We start from the raw sequence: 24,256 nt of genomic DNA, 5'->3' as shown, positions 1-24,256 counted from the left end.
TCAGAGCGTTGCAATACAGAGTCAGGAGCACACCATGACCGTCTCGCGCATCGCCACCGCCCTCTCCGTCCTCGGCGCGGCCTTCATCCTCTACATCGGCCTGAGCTACCTGATCACGCCGGAGACCATCGCCACCGGCTTCGGCCTGCCCACCCGGCCCGAGGGCGACGCGGTGGCCTTCCTGAATCTCAAGGGCGTGCGCGATACCGTGTGCGGCCTGCTGATCATCGCGCTGCTGGCCGCCCGCCAGCGCTTCGCGCTCGGCATCACGATGCTGGTGCTGGCCCTGATCCCGACCGGCGACATGATCACGGTGCTGAGCTGGGACGGCTCGGCCGCGGCCGCCTTCGGCATCCACGGCTTCACCGCCGCGCTCGTCGCCCTGACCGGCGTGCTGCTGATGCGCGAACACCGCACCGTCACGGCCACCGTCGACCAGCGGGTCGCCGTCGCCGCGTGACGCCGGTCACGCGGCGATGAATTCCGCGCGCCCCCACCGTCTTCACCCACAACGAGCACACGACCGAGGAGGAACCACCATGGCGAACGCACCGCACGGCCCCGCGTCCTACTTCCCCACCATCGAGGCCAAGTACGGCCGCACCGTCGACGAGTGGCTGACCATCCTCGGCGCCGCCGAACAGACCAAGCACGCCGCGCTGGTCACCTGGCTCAAGACCGAGCACGGCCTCGGGCACGGGCACGCCACCGCCTTGGTGCAGTACCACCTCAACCCGGAGAAGTGGGCGCGCGCCTGAGGTTCGGCACCGTGAAGGCCCCGCAGCGCCTGCGGGGCCTTTCCCGTCTGTCACCGCACCGGAACGGGTTTCGGCTCGGGTTCCGCGACGTCGTCGACCGGGTGGTCGTCGACCATCGTCTCCTCGTCGAAGGGCAGTTCGCGATCGAGGACACGGCGAGTGCGGTCGGCGTCGACGGTCTTGGTCCAGGTGCCGATGAGCAGGGTGGCCACGGCATTGCCCGAGAAGTTGGTCAGCGCACGGGCTTCGGACATGAACCGGTCGATGCCGACGATCAGGCCGACGCCGTCGAGCAGTTCGGGACGGTGACTCTGCAGGCCACCGGCGAGGGTGGCCAGCCCGGCGCCGGTCACGCCCGCCGCGCCCTTGGACGCGATGATCATGAACAGCAGCAGGCCGATCTGCTCGCCCAGGCTCAACGGCTTGCCCATCGCGTCGGCGATGAAGATCGACGCCATGGTCAGGTAGATCGCGGTGCCGTCGAGGTTGAACGAATACCCGGTCGGCACGACGACGCCCACCGTCGTGCGCTCCACGCCCGCGTGCTCCATCTTCGCCACCAGACGCGGCAGCGCCGACTCCGAGGACGAGGTCGCCACGATCAGCAGGTACTCGCGTGCCAGGTACCGGCACAGCTTCAGGATCGACACCCCCGAGACCAGCCGCAGCACCACCCCGAGCACGCCGAAGACGAACACCAGGCAGGTCAGGTAGAACGCGATCATCAGCGTCGCCAGCTCGACCACCGCCGACCAGCCGGTGCGGCCCACCACATTGGCGATCGCGCCGAACGCGCCGATCGGAGCCAGCCACAGGATCATCGACAGGATCCGGAACACCAGCTTCTGACCGAGCGAGACCGCGCGCAGGATCGGCGCGCCCGCCTCGCCCATCGCCTGGACCGCGAAGCCGACCAGCAGCGCGACGAACAGCGCCTGCAGCACGCTGCCCGCGGTCAGCGAGGACACCAGCGTCGTCGGCACGATGGCCTGGATGAAGTCCCAGGTGCCGCCGGCACCGTGCGCCTGCTCGGCGTATTTCGCGCCCGCGCCCGCGCTGCCCGCACCCAGCCCGGTGCCCGGCTCGATCAGGTTCCCGACGACCAGACCGATGCCGAGCGCGACCGTCGACATCGCCAGGAAGTAGGCGATGGCCAGGCCACCGACCTTGCCGACGGTGGCGGCCGCGCGCACCGATCCGATGCCCAGGACGATCGTGCAGAAGATGACGGGTGCGATCATCATCTTGATCAGGTTCACGAACAGGGTGCCCAGCGGCGCCAGCGACTGACCGAATTCCGGCGCCAGCCGGCCGACCAGGATGCCCGCGAGGACCGCGAAGATCACCGCGATGTACAGCCAATGGGTATGGTCGCGTTTCCGCGAAGGTGCGGCGGTTGTGCTCATGGCGCACAATCATCCGGAACCACTGTGACTCCCATCACATTTGGTGCATAACGTTCAAGACGAGGTCGGAGGGCAAGATGCGACGAGTGCGGTTGTCGCTCGCCGGGCAGGCCTTCGTCTGGCAGCTGGTGGTGCTGGCCCTGATGATCGGGACCGGGACCGTGCTGGCGGTCTTCGACGCCCGCCACGACCACGATGTGGCCACCGAACTGCAGGTCCGCGACGTGGCGGTGACCGTGGCGCGCGCGCCGTCGACGCTGGCCGCGGTGAACTCGCCCTACCCCAGCGGACTGCTGCAGCCCACCACCGAACGCATCCGCGCCGACACCGGCATGGACTTCATCGTGGTGATGGCGCCGGACCGCACCCGCTACACCCACACCAATCCCGAGCTGATCGGCAAGCCGTTCACCGGCAGCATCGACGCCGCGCTGGCCGGGCAGACGCTGACCGAGACCTTCACCGGCTCGCTCGGCCCCTCGATCCGCGCGGTCACCCCGGTCTACGACGGCGGCCGGGTGGTCGCCCTGGTCTCGGCCGGGGTGACCAGGGCCAGGATCGGCACCCAGGTCGCCTCCCAGGTGCCGGTGATCCTCGGTGTCTCCGCGGCCGGGCTCGCGCTGGCGGCCTGCTCGTCGTTCCTGATCAGCCGCAGGCTGCGGCGCCAGACCCACGGCCTGGCACCCGACGAGTTGCGCGCGCTCTACGAGCACCACGACGCGGTCCTGCATTCCGTGCACGAGGGCCTGGTGGTGTTCGGGACCGCGCCGGGGCCCGCCGAGGTGGTCAACGATCAGGCGCGCACGCTGCTCGACCTGCCCGACGGCCCGGTGCATCGCACCGACCTGCCGACCTCGCTGCAGCAGATGCGGTGGGGCGTGGTGCGCGACGAGACGCACGTGACCACCGACCGGGTGCTGCTGGTCAACCAGGACGTCGTCAGCTGGGAGGGCCGCCCGATCGGCACCGTGCTGACCATCCGCGACCAGACCGAGCTGCGCGCGGTGCTCGGCGAGCTCGACTCCGTCCGCGGGTTCGCCGAGTCGCTGCGCGCGCAGGCGCACGAGGCCGCCAATCGGCTGCACACCGTCGTCACCATGGTCGAGCTGGGCCGCCCGGAGGAGGCGGTCGCCTTCGCCACCGCGGAACTGCGGCTCTCGCAGGTCCTGATCGACCGGCTGCTGTCCGCTGTCGGCGACGCGGCACTGGCCGCGCTGCTGCTGGGCAAGGTCGACCAGGCCGCCGAGCGCGGGGTGAGCCTGGCCATCAGCGAGGACACCGCCCTGGACTCCGCCGATCCGCTCTCGGCGCACGAGGCGGTCACGCTGGTCGGCAACCTGGTCGACAACGCGATCGACGCGGCGGCGGGCACCGTCGACAAGCGAGTCGAGGTATCGGTGTATCACCGTGACGGCGAGCTGGTGGTCCGGGTCGCCGACAGCGGGCCCGGCATGTCGGCGCAGATGTTCTCGCGCGCCGCCGAACGCGGCTACACCACCAAGACCGACCACGCCGGACTCGGCTTGGCACTCGTGCACCGCCTCGTCGATCGGCACGGCGGCGCCATCACCACCACGGCCGCACCACACAGCGCGGTCATCGTTCGCATTCCGCTGAGGGAGAAGAAATGATCCGGGTCCTGATCGTCGAGGACGAGCCGTTGATCGCCCAGGCCCACCGGGCCTATCTCGAGCGGCTGGACGGGTTCGTCACCGGCGGCGTCGCGCACACCGGTCGCGACGCGCTCACGCTGGCCGCCGAGGCGATCGCCGAGGGCAATCCGTTCCACCTGGTGCTGATGGACATCGGCCTGCCCGATATCAGCGGACTCGAGGTGGCCGCCGCCCTCAACGGCCTGGAACCGCGCCCGGACGTCATCGCGATCACCTCCGCCCGCGAGCTGACCATGGTGCGCAATGCCGTCGCCCACGGCGTGGTGCTGTACCTGCTCAAGCCGTTCACCTTCGCCGCGTTCCGCGAGAAGCTCGAGCGCTACCGCGATTTCGACACCGCGCTCCCCGCGGGCGAGGCGGCGCTGTCGCAGTACGACATCGATCGCGCCCTGGGCGCCTTGCGCACCGCCGACCAGCGTGCCGGTGCGCCCAAAGGCGTTGTGCAGCACACTCTCGAGGAGGTCTCGCGCGCGGTGCGCTCGGCCGAGTCGGGGATCACCGCGACCGATGCCGCTGCGGCCGTGGGGGTTTCGCGCATCACCGCGTGGCGCTACCTGGAAAAGCTGGCCGACGACGGACTGGCCGAGCGCCGCGCCGATTACGGCCGTGCGGGTCGGCCCAAGACTCGGTATCGGTGGCGCGCGGGCGCCTAGGGCGGGCCCGCGCCGGGAGTCAGGACAGGCTCGCGGCGCCGGCCAAGCCGTCGGGCGACGGGGTGCGCGCCACCGGACCCAGCTCGACCGGCATGTGCTCGAAACCGTGCAGGGTGAACAGGTTCCGCCGCACCGGTTCCCCGCGTAGCCGCAGGTTCGGATAGCGGGTGTAGAGCGCGCGCAGGGCGTGCACGGCCTCCATCCGGGCCAGGCTCGCGCCGAGGCAGGCGTGGATACCGCTGCTGAAGGCGACGTGTTCGCGCAGGTTGGGGCGGTCGATGTCGAAGCGGTGCGGGTCGGCGAAGACGGCGGGGTCACGGTTGGCGCCCGCCAGCGACAGGATGACGGTGCTGCCCTCCCGCACGGTGACGCCGTCGATCTCGACGTCCTCGAGCGCCTGCCGCGCGGTGGTCTGCACCGGCGGATCGAAGCGCAGTGTCTCCTCCACCACGGCGGGCCAGCGGTCGGGGTCGTCCTGGGCCAGCGCGAGCTGGTCGGGGTTGGCCGACAGCGCCGCGATCGCGTTGCCGATCAGATTCACGGTGGTCTCGAAACCGGCGCCCATCAGCAGACTGGCGCCCGCCTGGAGTTCGCGCAGGTCCAGGTCGCCGGAACTGACCAGCGTCGAGAGGATGTCCTCGCCGGGGTCGCGGCGCAGCTGGGCGATGTGCGCGGCCAGGTAGTCGTCCATGGATTCGATCGCCGCCATCGCGCCCCGGTAGGTGCGCCACGAGGTGCCGATGTCGAGCAGCGGCGTGACCCGGTCGCCCCAGCGCAGGAACAGGTCGCGGTCGGCGGCGGGGAAGCCGAGCATGTCGGCGATGATCGCGATCGGCACCCTGGCGGCGAAATCGGTGATCAGGTCGACCGAGCCGTGCGCGGGCATCGCGTCGAGCAGCTCGGCGGTGACCACCTCCACCCGGTCCCGCAGCCGGGCGATGGCGCGCGGGGTGAACGCCGAGGCCACCGGCTTGCGCATCCTGGTGTGCTCGGGCGGGTCCAGGACCAGCATCGACGGCGGCTCGACCGGGTTGGGCGGGACCGTGACCCGCTCGGCCAGCTTGCGCCACGGACCCGGCAGGTCACCGCCGAGCGCCTGCCGCACACCGAATCGGGTATCCCGCAGAATGGCCCGGACCTGGGCGTGGTCGAAGGCCGCGTAGGACAGCGGGGTCCGCAGCAGTCCGCCGGGCGCGCGCAGTTCGTCGATCAGCGGGTAGGGATCGTGCAGGCCGCGCTGTCCGCTGAGCAGGACGGCGAACGGGTCGCCCTTGCGCACCTGCCAGCGCAGGACCGCCCGTGGCGCTCCGTGCTCGGCCGACCATCGCAACCAGTACCGCGCGTTCATCGCCACCCCTGCCGCTCTGCCGAATGGATGACTCCACCGTACGGACTTCGGGCACGACGCGGAACGTGTTCCAGTCGGAGATCGACCTATACCTGGGTAGGAGACGCGACGGCGGTCAGCGCCGGACCGTCACCCGCTCGGTGGCGGCCCGATGCTCCACGGCCGCCGGATCGGGATTGACCACCTGGACCAGCGAGGCGCCGGCGTACAGCACCGCGATGTAGCCGTCGATCAGCTCGGCCACGGTCTCCCACGGCGCGCTCGACAGCACCCGGTCGCCGGCGGAGATCCCTTGCAGCGCCGCCGACTTCCTGGCCTCGGCGAGCACCTCGCCGACCGAGAGGCCGTCGAGCGCGGCCCGGAAGCCGCCGGGCAGGAACTGGTCGCCGTGCACACGCACCGCCGTGGCGAAATCGGTGACGCCGACCGGCAGGTCGCGCACCGGAGTGCCCATCGCGTCCAGCGACAGCACCGCCACTTCGTCGACGCCGTCGGCGTCGTCGAGCCGGTCGGGGGTGACCAGCGCGAGGTCGGCGTCGGGATCGGGGGTGAGCACCACCTCCGTGCCCGCCCACCAGCAGCCGAGCAGCACCGCCGCGGTCTGCCAGTGCGCGGGCAGCAGCACCGCGACCCGGGCGCCGGGACTGAGCGCGAACTCGTCGCGCAGCAGATTGGCGGTCTTGGCGGCCCAGTTGGCCAGCGTCAGGCCCGACAGCTCGATGCGGGCGCCGGTGGCGTCGTCGTACCAGGTGACGCGCGGACCGGCCGGGTCGCGTTCGAGAATCGGGTCGAGGAGGACGTCGGTGAGCGTCGAGTTCGGCTCACGCATGGGTCAGTTCACGCATTTCGGTCCGTTCTGGCCTGCGTCGATCGGCGGGGCTGGCGGTACTGGCGTCGCGGTCGCCGAGGATGTTCCATCGAAATCGAACATGCCTGCCGCGGCCGAGCCCGGACCAGAATAGTCGCTCGCCAGCACCACGCTCACGGTATCCGCCGACAGTGACGGATCCGCGACCACGGTGAGACCACCGAGCGCCTCGGCCACCGCCGCGGCCTTCGGATCCTCGGCGTCCACGGCGAGCACCCGGCTCGAACTCACGCTGCCTCCGGAGTAATTGCCCACCAGGCCCTCGCGGAAACCCTTGCCGGTCAATGCCGTCGACACCTTGGCCGCCAGCCCCGCCTTGCCGCCGGCGTTGAACACGCTCACCGTCACCGTCGACGGGTCGAGCTTCGGCTTGTCCTCACCCTTCTTCTCCTCGCCGACGAGCCCGGCGACATAGGCCTGCACCGCCTTGGGCTCGACCCGGACCACCGATTCACCCGCCGAGGTCATGCTGTTGAGGTCGGCGACCGGGATGGTCTCGAATTCCACCTTGCCGCCGGAGAGATCCTTGAGCTGCTGCAGGAAGGCCAGCACGTCCCAGTCCTCGTCGAGCACCACCGTGCGCCCGACCGCCTCGCTGATCTCGCTGAGCTTGTTCGGATTCGCCAGGATCTTGGCGTTGAGCAGCTGGCCGACCAGCTGGGCCATGAATACCTGCTGACGCACGATGCGATCGATGTCACCGCGCGGCAGCCCGTGCCGCTGACGCACGAAGCTCAGCGCCTGCTGCCCGTCGAGGCGCTGCTGCCCGGCCGGGAAGTCCGCGCCCGACATCCATTCGTCCACCGCGTTGTTCAGGCACACCTCGACCCCGCCCACGGCATCGGTGAGCAGCACGAAGCCCAGCAGGCTGACCTCGGCGTAGTGGTCGACCGTGATGCCGGTGAGCGAGGCCACCGACTTGATCAGCGCCTGCCTGCCCGACTTGGTCGACTCGCGTTCGGCGTCGGCCTCGGAGCTGCCTTCGGCCAGCAGCTCGGCGCGTTCGGTCTCCTTGGTGGAGCCGTAGGCGGAGTTGATCTTGGCCTTGCCCTGGCCGGGAACGTCGACGTAGGAGTCGCGCGGGATCGAGATCGCGGTGGCCGAGCGGCCGTCGTTGGGCACCCGGACCAGCACGATGGTGTCGGTATTGGTGCCCACCTCGTCGCCCGCGTGCAGCATCGCGCGCTCGGCGGAGGTCAGCGGGTTGCCGTGCGCGTCGGTGCGGCTGTCGACACCGACGAGCAGGATGTCGACCGCGCCGTCGCGGCCGCCGCCGAGACCGAGGCCGCCGATGCGATCGATATTGGCGATCAGATTGTCGACACTGCGCCACGCGAATCCGGTGAGGGCGAGCACCAGCACCGCCGAGATCGCCACCATCACCTTCACCGGGCCGATGGCACCGGGCTGCGTGGCGACCGTGGGTGGTCGTGTCGACTCTCGCACTCGTGATCCTCTCGACGAACTCCGCGCCCGGCTCCGTATCTCCCCCGGCAAACCCCGCCATCTCGTGTGCCTGGGCTCGTCCACCGACACCGGCCATCACAGGCTAACCAACAGTTACCACAGTCGCGCCGAACCGCAGGTGTTCCGGCGTGCCAGACTGGCCGCGTGAACCCCGATTTCCCCGTCCCCTCCCGGCTGATCGTAACCGGAGCGCGCGGCCTGCTGGGGCGAGAGATCCTGCGGCTCGCGCCCGATTCCGCGGGCTACGGCAGAGCCGAACTCGACATCACCGACCGCGCCGCCGTCGACGCCGTGTTGCGCCCGGGCGCGGTGGTGCTCAACTGCGCCGCCTACACCGCGGTCGACGCCGCCGAGACCGACCGCGACGCCGCCTTCGCGGCCAACGCCACCGGTCCCGCCGTACTGGCCGCCGCCTGCGCCGCGGCCGGGGCCCGGCTGATCCACGTGTCCACCGACTACGTCTTCCCCGGCACCGCGAGTACGCCCTACGAACCCGGCGACCCCACCGGACCGGCGACGGTCTACGGCCAGTCGAAGCTGGCGGGCGAGCGGGCGGTCCTGGAACTGAGCCCGGACGCGCAGGTCGTGCGCACCGCCTGGGTGTACTCCGGTGTCGAGGGGGATTTCGTCGCCACCATGCGCAGGCTGGAACGCGAACGCGACACCGTCACCGTGGTCGACGACCAGCTCGGCTCCCCCACCAGCGCCGCCGATCTCGCGGCCGCACTGCTCGAACTGAGTACCCGGCCCGACGCCCCGCGAGTGCTGCACGCCACCAATTCCGGCACCGCCACCTGGTTCGATCTCGCCGTCGCCGTCTTCACCGAGGTCGGGGCGGATCCGGCGCGGGTGCTGGCGTGCGATTCGAGCGCCTTCCCCAGACCCGCACCGCGACCGCCCTATTCGGTGCTGTCCTCGGCGGCGTGGGACGCGGCCGGTCTCACCCCGCTGCGGCCTTGGCGTTCCGCACTAGCCGACGCACTCCGGCGCGTGTCCGACTAGGCTGCCCAGTCGTGAACGCAGCCGATTCCGCGGCCCCTGCGGGCCTTGCCGTCGTCACGGTGACTTATTCACCGGGCGAGCATCTCGAGCACTTCATCACCACCCTGGCCGACGCCACCAGCGAGAAGCCGCAGGTGATCCTGGCCGACAACGGCTCGACCGACGGCGTGCCCGAGCTCGTCGCCGAGGCCAACTCGCACGTGCGACTGCTGCGGACCGGCGGCAACATCGGCTACGGCGGTGCCATCAACCGGGCCGTTGCCGAGATCGACCCGTCGATCGAGTTCGTGATCCTGGCCAACCCGGACATCCGGTGGGGCGTCGATTCCATCGACAAGATGCTCGAGGCCGCCCAGCGCTGGCCGCGCGCGGGCGCGTTCGGGCCGATGGTCCGGGAGCCCGACGGCAGCGTCTACCCGTCCGCGCGCCGGGTCCCCGGCCTGGCCGACGGCGCGGGCCACGCCATCCTGGGCACCATCTGGCCGAAGAACCCCTGGTCGGTGCGCTATCGACAGGAGAACGAGGAGATCTCCGAGCGGGTGGTCGGCTGGCTGTCGGGGTCCTGCCTGCTGGTGCGCCGGGCCGCGTTCGACACCATCGACGGCTTCGACTCGCGCTACTTCATGTACATGGAGGACGTGGACTTCGGTGACCGCATGGGCAAGGCGGGCTGGCACAATGTGTTCGTCCCCGACGCCGAGGTGACCCATGCCAAGGGCCACGCCGCGGGCAAGCATCCCGAGCTGATGCTGCCCGCCCACCACGCCAGCGCCTACCGCTTCCAGGCCGACCGGCATCCACACTGGTGGCAGGCGCCGTTGCGGGGCGCGCTGCGCGCCGGACTTGCGGTTCGCTCCCGGATTGCGGTTCGATCGGCGCTGCGCGAGAAAGCGCGTTCCGCCTGAACCGTCAGCGCCAGGAGGCGGCAGCCCGCGTAACCACGTAGGGCGCCGGGGCAGGCAAAATCGGACACCGGCGCCTGAGCAGGCGCCGGTCCACTGTGAACAGGGGAAACTCGATGGCAGGCAACTCAGGCACCGACGCGGTCATCCTCGTCGGCGGACAGGGCACGCGGCTGCGTCCGCTCACCCTCTCGGCGCCCAAGCCGATGCTGCCGACGGCCGGGCTGCCGTTCCTGACCCACCTGCTGGCCCGCATCGCCGAGGCCGGGATCACCCACGTGGTGCTGGGCACCTCGTTCAAGGCCGAGGTGTTCGAAGAGCACTTCGGTGACGGCTCCGACCTGGGGCTCGAGCTCGAGTACGTCACCGAGACCGAGCCGCTGGGCACCGGTGGCGGTATCCGCAACGTGCTGCCCAAGCTGCGCGCGGACAACGTGATGGTGTTCAACGGCGACGTCCTGGGCGGCACCGACCTGGGCGCGATCCTCGACACCCACGAGTCGACCAACGCCGACGTCACCCTGCACCTGGTCCGGGTCAGCGACCCCCGCGCCTTCGGCTGCGTGCCGACCGACGCCGACGGCCGGGTCACCGCGTTCCTGGAGAAGACCCAGGACCCGCCGACCGACCAGATCAACGCGGGTTGCTACGTGTTCCGCCGCGAGTACATCGAGAAGATCCCGACCGGGCGTCCGGTCTCGGTCGAGCGCGAGGTCTTCCCCGCGCTGCTGGCCGAGGGCGCGCGGGTGCAGGGCCACGTCGACGCCTCCTACTGGCGCGATATGGGCACCCCGGAGGACTTCGTGCGCGGCTCGGCCGACCTGGTCCGCGGCATCGCCCCCTCGCCCGCGCTGCCGGGTCAGCGGGGTGAGTCGCTGGTGCATCCCGGTGCGGGTGTCGCCCCGGGCGCGCTGCTCATCGGCGGCACCGTGGTCGGCCGCGGCGCCGAGATCGGCGCCGGTGCCCGCCTGGACGGCGCGGTCATCTTCGACGGCGCGATCGTGGAAGCGGGCGCCACCGTCGAACGTTCCATCGTCGGCTTCGGCGCCCGGATCGGTCCGCGCGCACTGGTCCGCGACGGCGTCATCGGCGACGGCGCCAATGTCGGCGCGCGCTGCGAACTCCTGCGCGGTGCGCGGGTGTGGCCCGGCGTGGAGATCCCCGACGGCGGCATCCGCTTCTCCACCGACGTCTGATCCATCCACCGCGCGGCCGACCCGGAACGCCCGCTCGCCTAGCTGAAGCCGACCGCCTGGTCGCCCCAGGCGGTGTGCAGGTCGGCGTCGGGGTTGTCGACGACGCGATCGATGGTGTCGATGAGCAGGGTGGTGCGGTCCGAGGGCCGGTAGTGGGGCCAGTGCTTGGAGCCGTCCAGGGCCGCGGGCACGCCGTGTTCGGCGAAGGCCAGCCAGCGGCGCTGCATGCGGCCCGAGACCGCGACCGAGGCCTTGCGGCCGCCGAGCCAGAAGGTCGGGTCGTGGTTGAGTGTGCCGAAATTGCCGAACACGTACGGCAATTCGGTGGCGTGTCCGGCGCCGACGCGCGCGGCCTTCAACATCGGGGTCGCGTAGTCGAAGCGGTACATCCAGGTCGGCGAATGCTGGGCGTGCGCCTCGGCGACCCACGCCGCGGGCATTCGGAAGGCCGCGTCGGTCGACATGGCCAGCGCCCCTCGGGTTTTCGCCAGATCGGGGTAGGCGGAGGTGATCTCGGCGATCCGCTCGGGTGACATCTCCGGATGCGAGGCCGCGACATCGCGCAGCATCGCGTTCACCGCGTCGGGCGTCACCGGCATGATCGGCGAGCGCAGTACCCGGAACAGCGAGGCCTCGTCCCGGTTGGTCCCGATCAGCAGCGGCACCCGATGCGAACGCCCCTGCTGGAAGCGGTCGATCGGGTAGCCCGGCAACAGCTCACCGTCGACCACCGGCGCCGCGGCCAGCCTGCCCGGCTCCTTGATCGGCACCTCGTCGAGCAGCACCGCGCCCACCTCGACGAGCTGCTCGATCGGCAGCTCCAGCAGCCGATCCGCCTCGCCCGGACCGAGTTCGAGCAGTTCCAGGTAGCGCTGCGCGACGACGGCCGCGCGCTCCTGGCCGAATACCGTGGTGGCGGGCGGACTCTGGGCGATCGCCTTGTGGAACAACCCCGCCGCCGACGGCGAGGTGAGCAGCGCCGTCACACAGCCCGCGCCCGAGGACTCACCGAAGACCGTGACATTGCCCGGGTCGCCGCCGAACGCCGCGATGTTGTCGCGCACCCAGGCCAGCGCCGCCAGCTGATCGTGCAGGCCGAGATTCGGGGTGAACGGCTCGCCGAACGCGGACAGATCGAGGAAGCCGAGCACGCCGAGCCGGTAGTTCACCGAGACGACGACCACGTCGCCCGCCTCGGCCAGCTTGCGCCCGTCGTAGATGGTCTGCGCCGCGGTGCCGAGGCAGTAGGCGCCGCCGTGCAGCCAGACCAGCACCGGGCGCGGCTCGTCGTCGCTGGGTTCGGGGCGCGGGGACCAGACGTTGACCCACAGACAGTCCTCGCCCATCGCCAGATCGGAGTCGACCGGGACCATCGCGCCCATGGCCTGCGGGGCGATGTCGCCGAACACGACGCAGTCGCGCACTCCGTCCCAGGGCTGCGGAGGCCGCGGCAGCGAGAACCGGTCCGGTCCGGCGGGCGCGGCGGCATACGGGACGCTGCGCCATACCGCGATCGGCCCGTCCCAGGTCCCGCTGACGACGCCGTACTCCGTGCGGGCCAGTGGTTCGGCTTCGTGCGTCCGCACGTCGGCGTCGAGATCGGACTGAATGCTCATCGCACACCTCCTAGCCGGCGCGACCCACGGGTGCCTGTGTATTTGCTCCCGCGGGCCGCAGCACCTGGTGACTCCTTACGAGAGTACGTCCGCGCGGCCGGGTCAGCCTCCCAACGCACCATTCCCGCAGGTAACAGTTACTTCCCGGAACACGCCCGAACCGCCTTTCAGCGCGCCAACCGACCGTCACGATGCACATTCGGCCACGTCTGGCGCCCGCTCCCGCCCCAGCTACGCCGAGGTGGACCGACGCCTCGCATCATTTGCTGCGAATACGCTGGAATCGTCTGCCGTGCCCACGGTCACCGGCGGAACTGTCGACGGTGAGCAAGCCCACCCGACCTCCGCACCGTCGAAGACCCTCGACATACACGCCCGCCTAGACTGGGCCGATGCCGAACTACAGCTTCCGGTGCCGCTCCTGCGGCGACACGTTCGAGGTGAACCGGCCGATGGCGCAGGCCTCGGACCCGGCCGCCTGCCCGGCGGGCCACGACGACACGGTCAAACTGCTGACCACCTTCGGAACCGTCGGTCGTGCAGGCGCCCCCGCCCCGGTACCCGCGCCGAGGCCGGCCGGTGGCGGCTGCTGTGGCGGCGGCGGCTGCTGCTGACCGGCGCACTGAACATCGCTGGTACGCCGCGTGACTCAGTCGCGGCGGTCGGAGTGGCCCAGGTCGCGGTCGGGGGCGATGCGGTCGCGGACCCGCTGCTTGAGGACGGCGATGTCGGGAAAGCCGCCGTCGGCCTTGCGTTCCCACAGCTGCTCGCCGTCGAGGGTGATCCGGAAGATGCCGCCCTGCCCGGGGACCAGCGCGACCTCGCCGAGTTCGGTGGCGAAGGTGGTCAGCAGTTCCTGAGCCATCCAGCTCGCGCGCAGCAGCCAGCGGCATTGGGTGCAGTACTCGATCGCGATCCTGGGCACGGGGCCAGTATTCCCCAGCGGTGTTTCAGGCGTGGAACGTGCCGTCGAGGTAGACCCACGCGCCGTCGACGCGGACGAAGGTGCTGTTCTCGTGCATCGTGTCGCGTGCGCCGTCCACCCTGTAGTGGGCGATGAACTCGACGGTGCCGTTGTCGTCGAACGGGCCACCGCGCTGCGTGCCGACGATTTCCAGGAACAGCCACCGCTGGGCGGGGTCGAGTTCGAGCTCGGCGGGCCGGGTGTTCGGATGCCAGGAACGCAGCAGATAGTCGACGTCGCCGACGACGTAGGCGGTGTAGCGCGAGCGCATCAGGGTCTCGGCGGTAGGCGCGGGCCGGATGCCCGCCAGGATCGGTCCGCAGCAGTCGTCGAACGATTCGCCGCGGCGGCACGGACACGGTTTCGCTTCACCCATGCCGGTCATCCTGCCGGGTCGCGACCGGTGGCGGCCACGCGGGATCAGCCGAACGGCTGGTGCGCGAGCGGGACCAGTTCCAGGGTCCGCGCGAGGTCGCCGGTCTGATCGCGCCAGCGCCGCAGGTCGGTCACACTGGGAGCCATCTCGTAGTCGAGGTGGTGGGCGGCCCGGGACAGCGCCGCCCACAGCGCCCCGACCTGCCCTGCCGTCTCCGGGCCCGCGTACACGCGCAGGGCCAGCAGCTGAGCCCGCATCGGACAGCGCATGAGCTCGGGGGCGATCTGGGCCCACAGTTCGTCGACGGCCTGCTCGAGGGCGAGGCGCAGAATCCACGCGACCGCCCGCGACCACACCCCACCGGCGTCGGAGACGTCGCCGGACAGCAGGTTCTCGGCGGCCTCCAGCCGTTCGGCCACCGACGGGCGCGGGGTGTACTTCGCGCGCCGCGGCCTGCCCCGGCGATTCACCGGCACACCATCGATGCGCCACCGGGGTCGCCGAGCGGCCCGCCCCCGCTCACGTGCGCACCGCGGCGGGCTCGTGCGCGCGCAGCCAGGAGATGAATCGTTCGGTGTCGCTGATCAATTCCCGCATCGGACGGTCGATCGGCACGTGCGCACCCGCGGTGGCGTCGCGCAGGACACCGACCAGCCAGCGGCCGCCGACCGCGCTCAGATGCTTGTTGAGATCGTCGACCCGGGCCCCGGGACCCATGATCGCCAGGGTGATCATGGCGCGAGTGGTGTGCGCGTTGCGCACCCGCCGTTCCACTTCGCCGTGCTCGAGCCCGGCGGCGAGCAGTTCCTGGCGGGCCTTGGCCAGCCCCGCTGCCTCGATCGCGGAGCGGCAGCAGGTGGCGACGAGCTCGTCGGCGATGGCGGGCGGCAGCTGCGGGGTGCGCAGCAGCGAGCGGGCGTCGTCGAGATAGCGGCGCACCGGGTCACCGGTCACCCGCACCTCGACCACGGAACGTTCCCGGCGCTGCACCTCGAGCACGGTGGCGTCGAGCTGCATCCGGCGCACCGCTTCGGCGAGGCGCTCGTCGTGGGTGAACACCACCACCTGGCGCGTGGTGGCCACCTCGGCCAGCACCCTGGCCAGGCCGTCGACCTTCGCCGGGTCCATCGCTTGCACCGGGTCGTCGATCATCACGAAGCGGAACGGGCTGTGCGACATGGTGGCTCGCGGCAGGAACAGCGACAGCCCGAGCGCGTGCAGCTCGCCCTGGCTCATCACGCCGAGCGCGGCACCGTCCACCTCGTCGACGGTCACATCCAGCAGGACCCGCCGCGCGGTGCCCGCGCTGCCCTGCAACCGGATCGCGCCGAGCTCCACATTGCTCTGCTGCCGCAGCGTGCTCCACACCCAGCGCGCGGTGCTCTCCAGCGGGCGCATCCGTTCGCCACGGATGGTCGCGGTCGCCGATTTGAGCCAATCCGCCGCCTTCTTCACCACCCGCAGTTCGGCCGCGTCGGCGGAGACCGCGCGGGCGGGGTCGAGCCAGGCGAGGATGCGCGGGACGAGCGGGGACCACACGGCGTCGAGGCGCTCGAGTTCGGCACGGGTATCGCGTTGCAGGGCAGTGAGTTCGGTGGCCAACGCGGCATAGGTGTCACGCAGCCGCTCCGGGAACCCGTCATCGTGGTCGGCCTCACCGAGCTCGGCCCACACCGACCAGAGCGCGCGCACCGCCGACACCCGCCGCCTGAGCGGCACCTCGTCACCGGCCACCTGCCCGTCGCCGGACGCGGCCTTGCCGTCCAGCGCGGCACCATCACCCAGCGCCGCTCCGCCGCCCGTCGAGGCCTTGCCGCCCAACGTGACACCAGCACCCGGCGCGGTCTTGCCGCCCAGCGCGGCGCTGTCACCAGGCGCGGCATTGCTGCTCGGTGTATCGCCGACCGGAGGCGCGGTGCCGAGTTCGGTGGGAAGGCGCGAGGTGAGCGAGCGGGCGGCGGCCATCGCCGTTTCGAACTCCGCGCGGGCCGTGCGCAGGGCGGCGAGCTGGGTTTCGCGCTGGCCTATTTCGGCATCGGCGGCGGCGAGCCAGGCGATGTCGAGGTCGCCGCGGCCGCAGACCGGGCAGGGGCAGGTGCCGCCTGCGGTGAGGTGTTCGCGGGCGCGGGTGAGCAATTCGAGGACGCGCAGATCGGCTTCGGCGTCGGTGGTGGCGTGGCGCGACAGCGCGGCCGAGACCTCGGCCAGGCGATCCACGACCGCGGCCACCTGCGCCGGATCGGGCAGGGACAGGCGCAGGATCGCCCGGAGGCCCTCGGGACCGTCGGGGCCGAGCACCGACCCGGCGACCGCGGCGGCCACCGCGTCGAGATCGGGCTCGGGCACGCGCAGCAGGTCGGCGACATGGCGGGCGCGATCGTCGTCGGCGTCGGCGAGTTCGGCGAGCAGGTCGGTGCGGGACTGCCGCGAATCCTTCACGGCGCGTTCGAGTTCCAGCTTGCGCAGGCGGATGTGCTCGGCGGCGGCGGCCAGTTCGTCGAGACCGAGCAGGCGGTGCAGCGCGTCGAACAGGTCGCTCGGTTTGCCGTCGACCAGGGCGCCGAGTTCGCTGTAGGACAGGAACGGGCGGTACAGGTCGAGCCGGCCGCGCCTGCTGCGCGGGTCGATCGCGACGGTGCGCTCCGTGCCGCGGCGCTCGGTCCACTGCGCCTCGCCGAGTTCGCCGCCGGGCGCCCAGTGCGTGGCGACCGTGAGCTCGGCGTTCTCGCCCGCGGTGAGCAGGTCGACCTCGATCCGGGCCAGGTCGGGTTCGTGCAGGTTGCGCCAGCCTTCGCGCCACGCGGTCGAGCGGCCGTCCCAGCGCCGGTTGCCGCCGGTCAGCGCGAACTCCGCGGCCTCGGCGAAGCTGGACTTGCCGCTGCCATTGCGCCCGACGACCAGGGTCAGCCCGGGCCCGGGGTTCAGGCGGAGCGTGGCCGTCGGCCCGATGCCGCGGAAGCCGTGCACGGTGATCGAGCGCAGGAAGACCCCGGTATCCCCGGAATCCGGTGCGGCTCGATCACCGTCGGCCTCGACGAGGGCTGCCAGCACGCACTCGGCGACCCGCCCCTCCACGGCGGGGTCGGCGGCGAGCTCACGCGCGACCACCTCGGCGATGCGATCCGAGCACACTTCTGCGACTTCCCCCTTCGCGGCCGCACGCACCGCGGCGGCCGATCTGCCCGGCCCACGAGATCCTCCTCGGCAAACGCTACCTGATCGCGGAGCGTTCGCCCAGGGGATGCGCAGTGCCCCAGCGAATCTGCCCGCGGGAGTGGAATGGCCATCGTGGCGCCCCGGCGGGCCCCTCGATGTCCACCCCTCGCCCACCCCGGCGGGCAGCTCGATGAGGTGTTCACACCCGCGCTACGCTGCGGTGAGCGACGTGGGCGGTCCGGGCGAGCCGAACAGGTCAGAATGCCAGACTTTGCGTCAGTCGGCAAGTCCAACGGCGTGAATCTGCCACCGCGGCAGTGTTTTCCAGGAGATTCGCCGACGTGAACGGCAGTTGTCGGTCCCCTGCGGTACATATTTCGGCGACAGAGAACGGGGGAAGGCGATGACCGACCGACAGGCGCCGTGGACCGAGGACCAGGTCCGTGCACTCGCGCCGGACGCGAGCTCACTGGCTGCCGCACGCAAGCTGGCCGGTCGCTGGCGCGAGACCGGAGCCGCGGGGAGCGCGGTGTGGGGGCTGTGCCAGGGCAGCGGCGCCAAGCCGTATCAGACGATCGTCGACCTGGCCGGGCCCGCGTACAAGTGCTCCTGCCCGAGCCGCAAGTTTCCGTGCAAGCACGCGCTGTCGCTGCTGCTGAGCTGGTCCGGCGGCGCGGTGGCGGCCCAGGAGGCGCCCGCCGATTTCGCGGCGGAGTGGCTCGCGGGCCGGGCGGCCAAGGCGGCGGCCCCGCCCAAGACCAAGGCCACGTCCACGCCGTCGCAGGCTACTGTCGAGCAACGCCGGGCCAGGGTATCGGCGGGACTGACCGAGCTGGAGGTGTGGCTCACCGACCAGATCCGGACCGGCCTGGCCCAGACCGACCGCTCGTTCGCCGCCTACGAGTCGATCGCGGCCCGCATGGTCGACGCCCAGGCGCCCGGCGTCGCGGCGACCCTGCGCCGGCTGCCCGGCGCCGTGCTGACCACCGAGCACTGGCCCGAGCTGCTGCTGTGTGAATACGCCCGGCTGCATCTGCTGGTGCTGGCCCATCGCACCATCGACGCCGTTCCCGAGCCGTTGCAGGCGGGTATCCGCACCCACATCGGCTATCCGACGCAGGCCGAGACGGTGCTCGCCGAGCCCGCGGTGCGTGATCGCTGGCTGGTGCTCGGCATGCGGGTCAGCGAGGAGGAGCGGCTGCACACCCGGCGCACCTGGTTGCGCGGCCGGAGCAGTGGACGCTGGGCCGTCCTGATCGAACATTCCTTCGGCACACCGAATTTCACCGGCGAGGTGCCCGCGCCCGGCCACGCGGTCGATGCCGATCTGCACTACTACCCCGGTGCCGCGCCGCTGCGTGTGCAATGGGGCGCCCGCCACGGCGTCCCCGAGCCGTTCACCACCGTGCCCGCGATCGGCGGTGTCAGCATCGCCGACGCGCTCGACGCCTACGCCTCGGCGCTGGGCGCCGATCCGTGGCTGCGCGCCTGGCCCGCCCTGCTGGCCGATGTGGTGCCGGTGCTCGACGAGCACGGGTGGCAACTCGTCGATGCCGACGGCGCGGCCCTGCCGCTGCCCGCCGGGGTGCGGCCGTGGCGGCTGTTCGCGGTCGCCGGTGGTCATCCGGTGACGGTCACCGGCGAGTGGCGCGCCGACGGATTCGATCCGATCTCGGTGTTGAGCGCGGGTGAGGTCACCGATCTGGAGACCGAGTTCCCCACTCACTCGGCGCCGACTCCCGAACTGGCCGAACTGGTCTCGGTCGCGCTGCTCGGCACCGCGCGGCGCAGCGCCGACGGGGTCCGGCTCGACGCCGCCGTCACGGCGGCGGTACCGCAGCGCGCGGGCGAACCGGCGGTCCGCCTGCTCGACGCGGCCGCCCTGCAAGATCTCTACCTGCGCGGCGGACGGATGCCGGGTACCGCGCCGAAGCCAGAGCCTGCGCCGGACGACCCGCGCCCGCTGCTGCCCCGCCAGGCCGCCGACCGACTTCGCCGCCTGCTGACCGAGAAGTCGGCGTTCCTGCCCGAATGGTTCGCCGCCGCGGCACCGTTCGACTACCGGCTGCCGGATGTGCTGTGCGTGCACGCGCTCACCGCGGCCGCCGACGCCCAGTTGCGCGGGCCGCTGCTGCGGCTGGCCGGGCGGCGCGGCCGGTGGCTGGCGGCGCGGAACCCGGCGTGGTCGGGTCTGCTCGATTCGTTCCCGGTGGACCGGGTCGCCGCTCCCTCCGTACCCGAGAATGCCGGCGGATCACCTGGCGCGGCGGATGTCTGGTTGTTCGGCGCACCGGGTGAGCGCAAGGACTGGCTGGCGCGGCTGCGTCGTACCGATCCCGCCGCCGCGCTCGAGGTGCTGGGTACCGCGTGGGCCAAGGAATCGGGTCCGATCAAGGCCGAGCTGCTCGCGCTGCTCGTCGACGGGCTGAGTCTCGACGACGAAGCCCTGCTCGAGCGCGCCCTCGACGATCGCCGCGGCGATGTGCGGCGCACCGCGGCGGGCCTGCTGGCCCGGCTGCCCGGTTCGGCGCTGGGGCAGCGGATGGCGGCGCTGGTGTCGTCGTGGCTGCGCGTCGCCGCCGACGGCACGGTCGAAGTCGCCGTGCCCGCCGCGGTCGACGCGCAGGCCAGGCGCGACGGCATCACCGACGGCACCGACCAGGCCACCCTGCGCTGGGACACCCCGGACTCGACGCTCAAGACGCTGCACCAGGCGATCGCGGCGACCCCGCTGACCGCGTGGGATCAGCTCGTCGGCGCCACCGGATCGGCCACCGCGACCGCCGCCCTGACCCTGACCCTGCCGCCGCGCTACGCCAAGGCGATCGTCGACGGCTGGGTCGACGCCGCTCTCACCCAGCGCGACACCTCCTGGGCCCGTGCGCTGTTCGCGCACGCGACCCCGACCGAGCAGGCCGTCCTGCGTCGCCGCGAGCTGTTCACTCTGCTCGATGCCGCAGACCGGATCGAGCACGTGCTCGACCTCGACGCACACCAGCTCACCGAACTGCACGCGATCCTGCCCGGCCTCGACCACCCGTGGCCGCGACCGGTCGCCGAGCACGTGGTGCGACTGCTCGGTACACGCGCCCGCACGACCTCCCGGCAGGCCCACGCGAACGCCGGCGTGTACGCCGACCGGGCCCTGATCACCGCGGCGGGCGTCCATCTGCCCGTCGACCTGGCCGCGCGCGTCACCGCGCTCGCCGACAGCACCGACGACCCCGCCTGGCAACAGGCCTTCCACCGCCTCGCCCACGACCTCACCGACCGCGCGACCATGCTCGAGGAGCTGCGATGACCACCACCGAACCGGCAACCACCCTGTTGCGTCCGCACGCCGAACAGGCCTTCGCCGACGAGCTGGCCGCGCTGGGCCGCGTCGACGACCGGCCCCGGCCGCCGTCCTGGCGGCTCTCGCCGTGGGCGGTGGTCACCTATGTGCTCGGTGGCACGCTCGCCGACGGCACGGTCATCACCCCGAAGTACGTCGGGCCGCGGCGGCTGATGGAGGTAGCCGTCGCGACCCTGGCCACCGATCGCGCGCTGCTGCTGCTCGGCGTGCCCGGCACCGCGAAGACCTGGGTGTCGGAACATCTCTCGGCCGCCATCAGCGGGGAGTCGACGCTGCTGGTGCAGGGCACCTCGGGCACCGCCGAGGAGGCGATCCGCTACGGCTGGAACTACGCCCGGCTGCTGGCCGAGGGCCCGAGCGATGCCGCACTGGTGGCCTCGCCGGTGATGACGGCCATGCGGACCGGAGCCATCGCTCGCATCGAGGAGCTGACCCGCATCCCGTCGGATGTGCAGGACGCGCTGATCACCATCCTGTCCGAGAAGACCCTGCCGGTGCCCGAGCTGGGCGCGGAAGTGCAGGCGGCCAAGGGTTTCAACGTGATCGCCACCGCCAACGATCGCGATCGCGGCGTGAACGATCTGTCCTCGGCGCTGCGCCGCCGCTTCAACACCGTGGTGCTGCCGCTGCCCGCCGACGAGGATTCCGAGGTCGCCATCGTCAGCAGGCGCGTCGAACAGCTCGGCGCCGCACTGGAATTGCCGACCGTGCCCGCCGCGGCCGAGGAGGTCCGCCGGGTGGTGCGGGTGTTCCGCGAACTGCGCTCCGGGATCACCGCCGACGGCCGCACCAAGCTCAAGTCGCCCTCGGGCACGCTGTCCACGGCCGAGGCCATCTCGGTGATCACCAACGGCCTGGCTCTGTCGGCGCACTTCGGTGACGGCGTGCTGCGCGCATCCGATATCGCTGGCGCCGTGCTCGGTTCGGTGATCAAGGACCCGGTCGCCGACTCGGTGATCTGGACCGAATACCTCGAGGCCGTGGTGCGCGAGCGCCCGGACTGGGCCGACTTCTACCGCGCCTGCCGCGAGATCTCGCACTGACGCCGGGGCCGACGGGGAGGACGAACAGACCGCACACATGGGGTTTTCGATGAATCAGACCGCGAACGAGGTCACCGCGGAGCCGACCACGCACGACACCCAGGCGGGCCGCCGGGCCGAGCCGGGTGACGCCGCGGTGACGCACGTATTCGGCATCCGCCACCACGGGCCGGGTTCGGCCCGATCGCTGCGGCAGGCGCTCGAGGAGTTCCGCCCCGACGCCATCCTCATCGAGGGTCCCGCCGACGCCGACCCCCTGGTCGGCTTCGTCGCCGCCGACACCATGAATCCGCCGGTCGCCCTGCTGGCGTACGTCCCGGATACCCCTGCCCGAGCCGCCTTCTGGCCGTTCGCGGTGTTCTCCCCGGAGTGGCAGGCCATGCGCTACGGCGTCGACCACGCCGTGCCGGTGCGCTTCTGCGATCTGCCCGCCGCGAACACCCTGGCCGCCGACGACGAGTCACGCGGCGACCGCACCGATCCGCTGGCCGCCCTCGCCTCGGCCGCGGGCTATGACGACGCCGAGCGCTGGTGGGACGCCGTCGTCGAATCCGTCCCCGACAGTGCCGCTTTCGACGCCATCGCCGAGGCGATGGCCGCCCTGCGCGAGGACGCGATCCATCACGCGCCGACCGGGCACCCCGACCGGGCGACACCGGAACCAGACTTCGCCGCGCTCCCCACCGAGACGGCACTTCCCCACCGCGATGAGCTCCCCAGCGATGATTCGCCGTCTCCGAACCTCTTCGCCGTACCCGAATCGGGCTCTCCGCTGACCGCCGATCCCGAGAACCCCGCGCTCGCACCGCTGGTCGTGGACCAGCACACCCTGCGACGCGAGGCGTACATGCGGCAGGTGATGCGGCAGACGCTCAAGGACGGGGCGAAGCGGCTGGCCGTGGTGTGCGGCGCCTGGCACGCGCCCGCACTGACCGGGACGCTCGGACCGGCCGCGCCGGACGCGCGGCTGCTCAAGGGATTGCCGCAGATCAAGACCGCGCTGACCTGGGTGCCGTGGACGCATTCGCGGCTGGCGGCGGGCTCGGGGTACGGGGCCGGGGTCACCTCGCCGGGCTGGTATCACCACCTGTTCACCGAGACCGAGCGCCCGGTGGCGCGCTGGCTGACCAAGGTCGCCGGGGTCTTGCGGGCACACGATCTGCCGGTGTCGAGCGCGCACATCATCGAAGCGGTGCGGCTGGCCGACACCCTGGCCGCGCTGCGCGGGCGGCCGCTGGCCGGATTGTCCGAGGTCACCGAGGCCGTGCGCGCGGTGATGTGCGGCGGCGACGAGACCATGCTGCGGCTGGTGATCGACGAACTCGTGGTCGGTGAGACGCTCGGCGGCGTCCCCGCGGACACCCCGACCGTGCCGCTGGCGGCGGATCTGCGGGCACGCAGCAAGACCCTGCGGCTCAAGCAGGAAGCCCTGGCCCGCACGGTCGATCTGGACCTGCGCAAGGAGCGTGATGTCGAGCGCTCGCAGCTGCTGCACCGGCTGCGGCTGCTCGGCGTCGACTGGGGCACCCCGACGGTCGGCGAGGTCCGCAACACCGGCACCTTCCGGGAGACCTGGACCCTGCGCTGGGAACCGGAATTCGAGGTCCGCATCGTCGAGGCCGCGGTCTGGGGCACCACGCTGCGCACCGCCGCCGAAGCCAAGATCCTCGACACCGCGAGCCGGGACGGCGTCTCCGTCGCCGATCTCGCCGACGCGCTGGAGATGGCGCTGCTGGCCGATCTGGGCGGGGCCACCGACGGCCTGATCACCCGGCTGGAAGCGGCCGCGGCGCTCGACCACGACGTCACCCATCTGCTGGGCGCGCTCCCCGGGCTGACCAGGACGCTGCGCTACGGCGATGTCCGGGGCACCGACACCAAGGCGCTGGCCCACGTGGCCGACGGGCTGCTGGTGCGGATCTGCGCCGGCCTGCCCGGCGCCGTCACCGGTCTCGACACCGACGCGGCCGAGGCGCTGCGCGCCCAGATCGATGCCGCGCACACCGCGATCAGCACCCGCGACGACGACCACACCACCAGCGAATGGCTGGCCACGCTGCAGCGCATCGCCGATCGCGACGATGTGCACGGCGCGATCAGCGGCCGCGCGGTGCGCCTGCTGTGCGACGCCGAACGCATCGACGACGCCGACTCGGCCCGTCGCCTGGCCGCCGCGCTGTCGGTCGGCAACACCCCCGCCGCCAAGGCCGCCTGGATCGACGGCTTCCTCGGCGGGCGCGGCCTGCTCCTGGTCCACGACCGGGAGTTGTTGCGCCGCATCGACGAGTGGCTCCGCGAACTCAGCGAGGACCAGTTCGTCGCCACCCTTCCCCTGCTGCGCCGCACCTTCGGCTCCTTCGAATCCGGCGAGCGCCGCGCCATCGGCCAGGCGCTGCGCGACACCGGCACCACCCCGGCCGCCGCCACCGGCGCGACGCCGATCGACCCGGTGCGCGGGCAGCTCGCCCTGCTT

The 24,256-nt window shown here is 71.7% G+C and carries 20 protein-coding genes; 11 read left to right on the top strand and 9 right to left on the bottom strand.

The window, feature by feature from the left end:
• Positions 1–34: 34 nt before the first annotated feature.
• Complete coding sequence (locus ATM97_RS14895) at positions 35–460, top strand: DUF4267 domain-containing protein (protein WP_218718614.1); 426 nt, start codon at positions 35–37, stop codon at positions 458–460.
• A 79-nt stretch (positions 461–539) separates the two neighbouring features.
• Positions 540–758: a DUF4287 domain-containing protein gene (locus tag ATM97_RS14890; protein ID WP_218718613.1), complete on the top strand. Its 219-nt coding sequence runs from the start codon at positions 540–542 to the stop codon at positions 756–758.
• Positions 759–808: 50 nt separating this feature from the next.
• On the opposite strand, the gene ATM97_RS14885 is transcribed toward ATM97_RS14890, so the two are convergent.
• Positions 809–2,164: a cation:dicarboxylate symporter family transporter gene (locus tag ATM97_RS14885; RefSeq protein WP_218718612.1), complete on the bottom strand. Its 1,356-nt coding sequence runs from the start codon at positions 2,162–2,164 to the stop codon at positions 809–811.
• Positions 2,165–2,241: 77 nt separating this feature from the next.
• Between ATM97_RS14885 and ATM97_RS14880 the strand changes: the two genes are divergently transcribed.
• Positions 2,242–3,795: a sensor histidine kinase gene (locus ATM97_RS14880; protein ID WP_218718611.1), complete on the top strand. Its 1,554-nt coding sequence runs from the start codon at positions 2,242–2,244 to the stop codon at positions 3,793–3,795.
• Positions 3,792–4,490: a response regulator gene (locus tag ATM97_RS14875; RefSeq protein ID WP_218718610.1), complete on the top strand. Its 699-nt coding sequence runs from the start codon at positions 3,792–3,794 to the stop codon at positions 4,488–4,490. The genes ATM97_RS14880 and ATM97_RS14875 overlap by 4 nt, the downstream gene beginning before the upstream one ends.
• 19 nt (positions 4,491–4,509) lie before the next feature.
• On the opposite strand, the gene ATM97_RS14870 is transcribed toward ATM97_RS14875, so the two are convergent.
• The 3 genes from ATM97_RS14870 to ATM97_RS14860 form a co-directional block, all read right to left on the bottom strand.
• Entirely contained in the window at positions 4,510–5,838 is a 1,329-nt protein-coding gene (locus ATM97_RS14870; protein ID WP_218718609.1) for a cytochrome P450, read from the bottom strand.
• A gap of 115 nt (positions 5,839–5,953) precedes the next feature.
• On the bottom strand, positions 5,954–6,667 hold the full coding sequence (locus tag ATM97_RS14865; RefSeq protein ID WP_218718608.1) for a TIGR03089 family protein: 714 nt from the start codon (positions 6,665–6,667) through the stop codon (positions 5,954–5,956).
• Positions 6,668–6,670: 3 nt separating this feature from the next.
• The gene (locus tag ATM97_RS14860; protein ID WP_218718680.1) at positions 6,671–8,086 is read right to left on the bottom strand and encodes an LCP family protein; all 1,416 of its coding nucleotides are present in this window, start codon (positions 8,084–8,086) and stop codon (positions 6,671–6,673) included.
• Positions 8,087–8,317: 231 nt separating this feature from the next.
• Here ATM97_RS14860 and rfbD point away from each other — a divergent pair, with 231 nt between their 5' ends.
• The 3 genes from rfbD to ATM97_RS14845 all read left to right on the top strand — a co-directional run bounded on the left by rfbD (position 8,318) and on the right by ATM97_RS14845 (position 11,273).
• The gene (gene rfbD, locus ATM97_RS14855; RefSeq protein ID WP_218718607.1) at positions 8,318–9,175 is read left to right on the top strand and encodes a dTDP-4-dehydrorhamnose reductase; all 858 of its coding nucleotides are present in this window, start codon (positions 8,318–8,320) and stop codon (positions 9,173–9,175) included.
• An 11-nt stretch (positions 9,176–9,186) separates the two neighbouring features.
• Complete coding sequence (locus ATM97_RS14850) at positions 9,187–10,080, top strand: glycosyltransferase family 2 protein (protein WP_218718606.1); 894 nt, start codon at positions 9,187–9,189, stop codon at positions 10,078–10,080.
• A 113-nt stretch (positions 10,081–10,193) separates the two neighbouring features.
• A complete protein-coding gene (locus tag ATM97_RS14845) occupies positions 10,194–11,273 on the top strand; it encodes a sugar phosphate nucleotidyltransferase (RefSeq protein ID WP_218718605.1) in 1,080 nt (359 codons plus the stop codon).
• Between the two features lie 38 nt (positions 11,274–11,311).
• Here ATM97_RS14845 and ATM97_RS14840 read toward each other — a convergent pair whose 3' ends face one another.
• Positions 11,312–12,889: a carboxylesterase/lipase family protein gene (locus ATM97_RS14840; protein WP_218718604.1), complete on the bottom strand. Its 1,578-nt coding sequence runs from the start codon at positions 12,887–12,889 to the stop codon at positions 11,312–11,314.
• Positions 12,890–13,281: 392 nt separating this feature from the next.
• On the opposite strand from ATM97_RS14840, the gene ATM97_RS14835 reads away from it, so the two are divergent.
• Complete coding sequence (locus ATM97_RS14835) at positions 13,282–13,503, top strand: zinc ribbon domain-containing protein (RefSeq protein WP_218718603.1); 222 nt, start codon at positions 13,282–13,284, stop codon at positions 13,501–13,503.
• 35 nt (positions 13,504–13,538) lie between these two features.
• On the opposite strand, the gene ATM97_RS14830 is transcribed toward ATM97_RS14835, so the two are convergent.
• The 4 genes from ATM97_RS14830 to ATM97_RS14815 are packed head-to-tail and all read right to left on the bottom strand — an operon-like array spanning position 13,539 to position 17,361.
• Positions 13,539–13,814: a SelT/SelW/SelH family protein gene (locus ATM97_RS14830; RefSeq protein ID WP_218718602.1), complete on the bottom strand. Its 276-nt coding sequence runs from the start codon at positions 13,812–13,814 to the stop codon at positions 13,539–13,541.
• Positions 13,815–13,839: 25 nt separating this feature from the next.
• Entirely contained in the window at positions 13,840–14,238 is a 399-nt protein-coding gene (locus tag ATM97_RS14825; RefSeq protein ID WP_218718601.1) for a YchJ family protein, read from the bottom strand.
• Positions 14,239–14,273: 35 nt separating this feature from the next.
• Entirely contained in the window at positions 14,274–14,699 is a 426-nt protein-coding gene (locus ATM97_RS14820) for a hypothetical protein (RefSeq protein ID WP_218718600.1), read from the bottom strand.
• 49 nt (positions 14,700–14,748) lie between these two features.
• Complete coding sequence (locus tag ATM97_RS14815) at positions 14,749–17,361, bottom strand: AAA family ATPase (RefSeq protein ID WP_218718599.1); 2,613 nt, start codon at positions 17,359–17,361, stop codon at positions 14,749–14,751.
• Between the two features lie 427 nt (positions 17,362–17,788).
• Between ATM97_RS14815 and ATM97_RS14810 the strand changes: the two genes are divergently transcribed.
• The 3 genes from ATM97_RS14810 to ATM97_RS14795 all read left to right on the top strand — a co-directional run.
• On the top strand, positions 17,789–20,686 hold the full coding sequence (locus ATM97_RS14810; RefSeq protein WP_218718598.1) for an SWIM zinc finger family protein: 2,898 nt from the start codon (positions 17,789–17,791) through the stop codon (positions 20,684–20,686).
• A complete protein-coding gene (locus ATM97_RS14805) occupies positions 20,683–21,783 on the top strand; it encodes an AAA family ATPase (protein ID WP_218718597.1) in 1,101 nt (366 codons plus the stop codon). Before ATM97_RS14810 ends, ATM97_RS14805 begins: the two co-directional genes overlap by 4 nt.
• Before the next feature lie 49 nt (positions 21,784–21,832).
• On the top strand, positions 21,833–24,256 hold a 2,424-nt coding region (locus ATM97_RS14795; RefSeq protein ID WP_255587781.1), incomplete at its 3' end, for a DUF5682 family protein.

The sequence above is a fragment of the Nocardia sp. MH4 genome (genome assembly GCF_019266065.1).
Classification (GTDB): Bacteria; Actinomycetota; Actinomycetes; order Mycobacteriales; family Mycobacteriaceae; genus Nocardia; species Nocardia canadensis.
The sequence above is the reverse complement of the archived record's forward strand: the minus strand, read 5'-3'. Positions and strand labels throughout refer to the sequence as shown.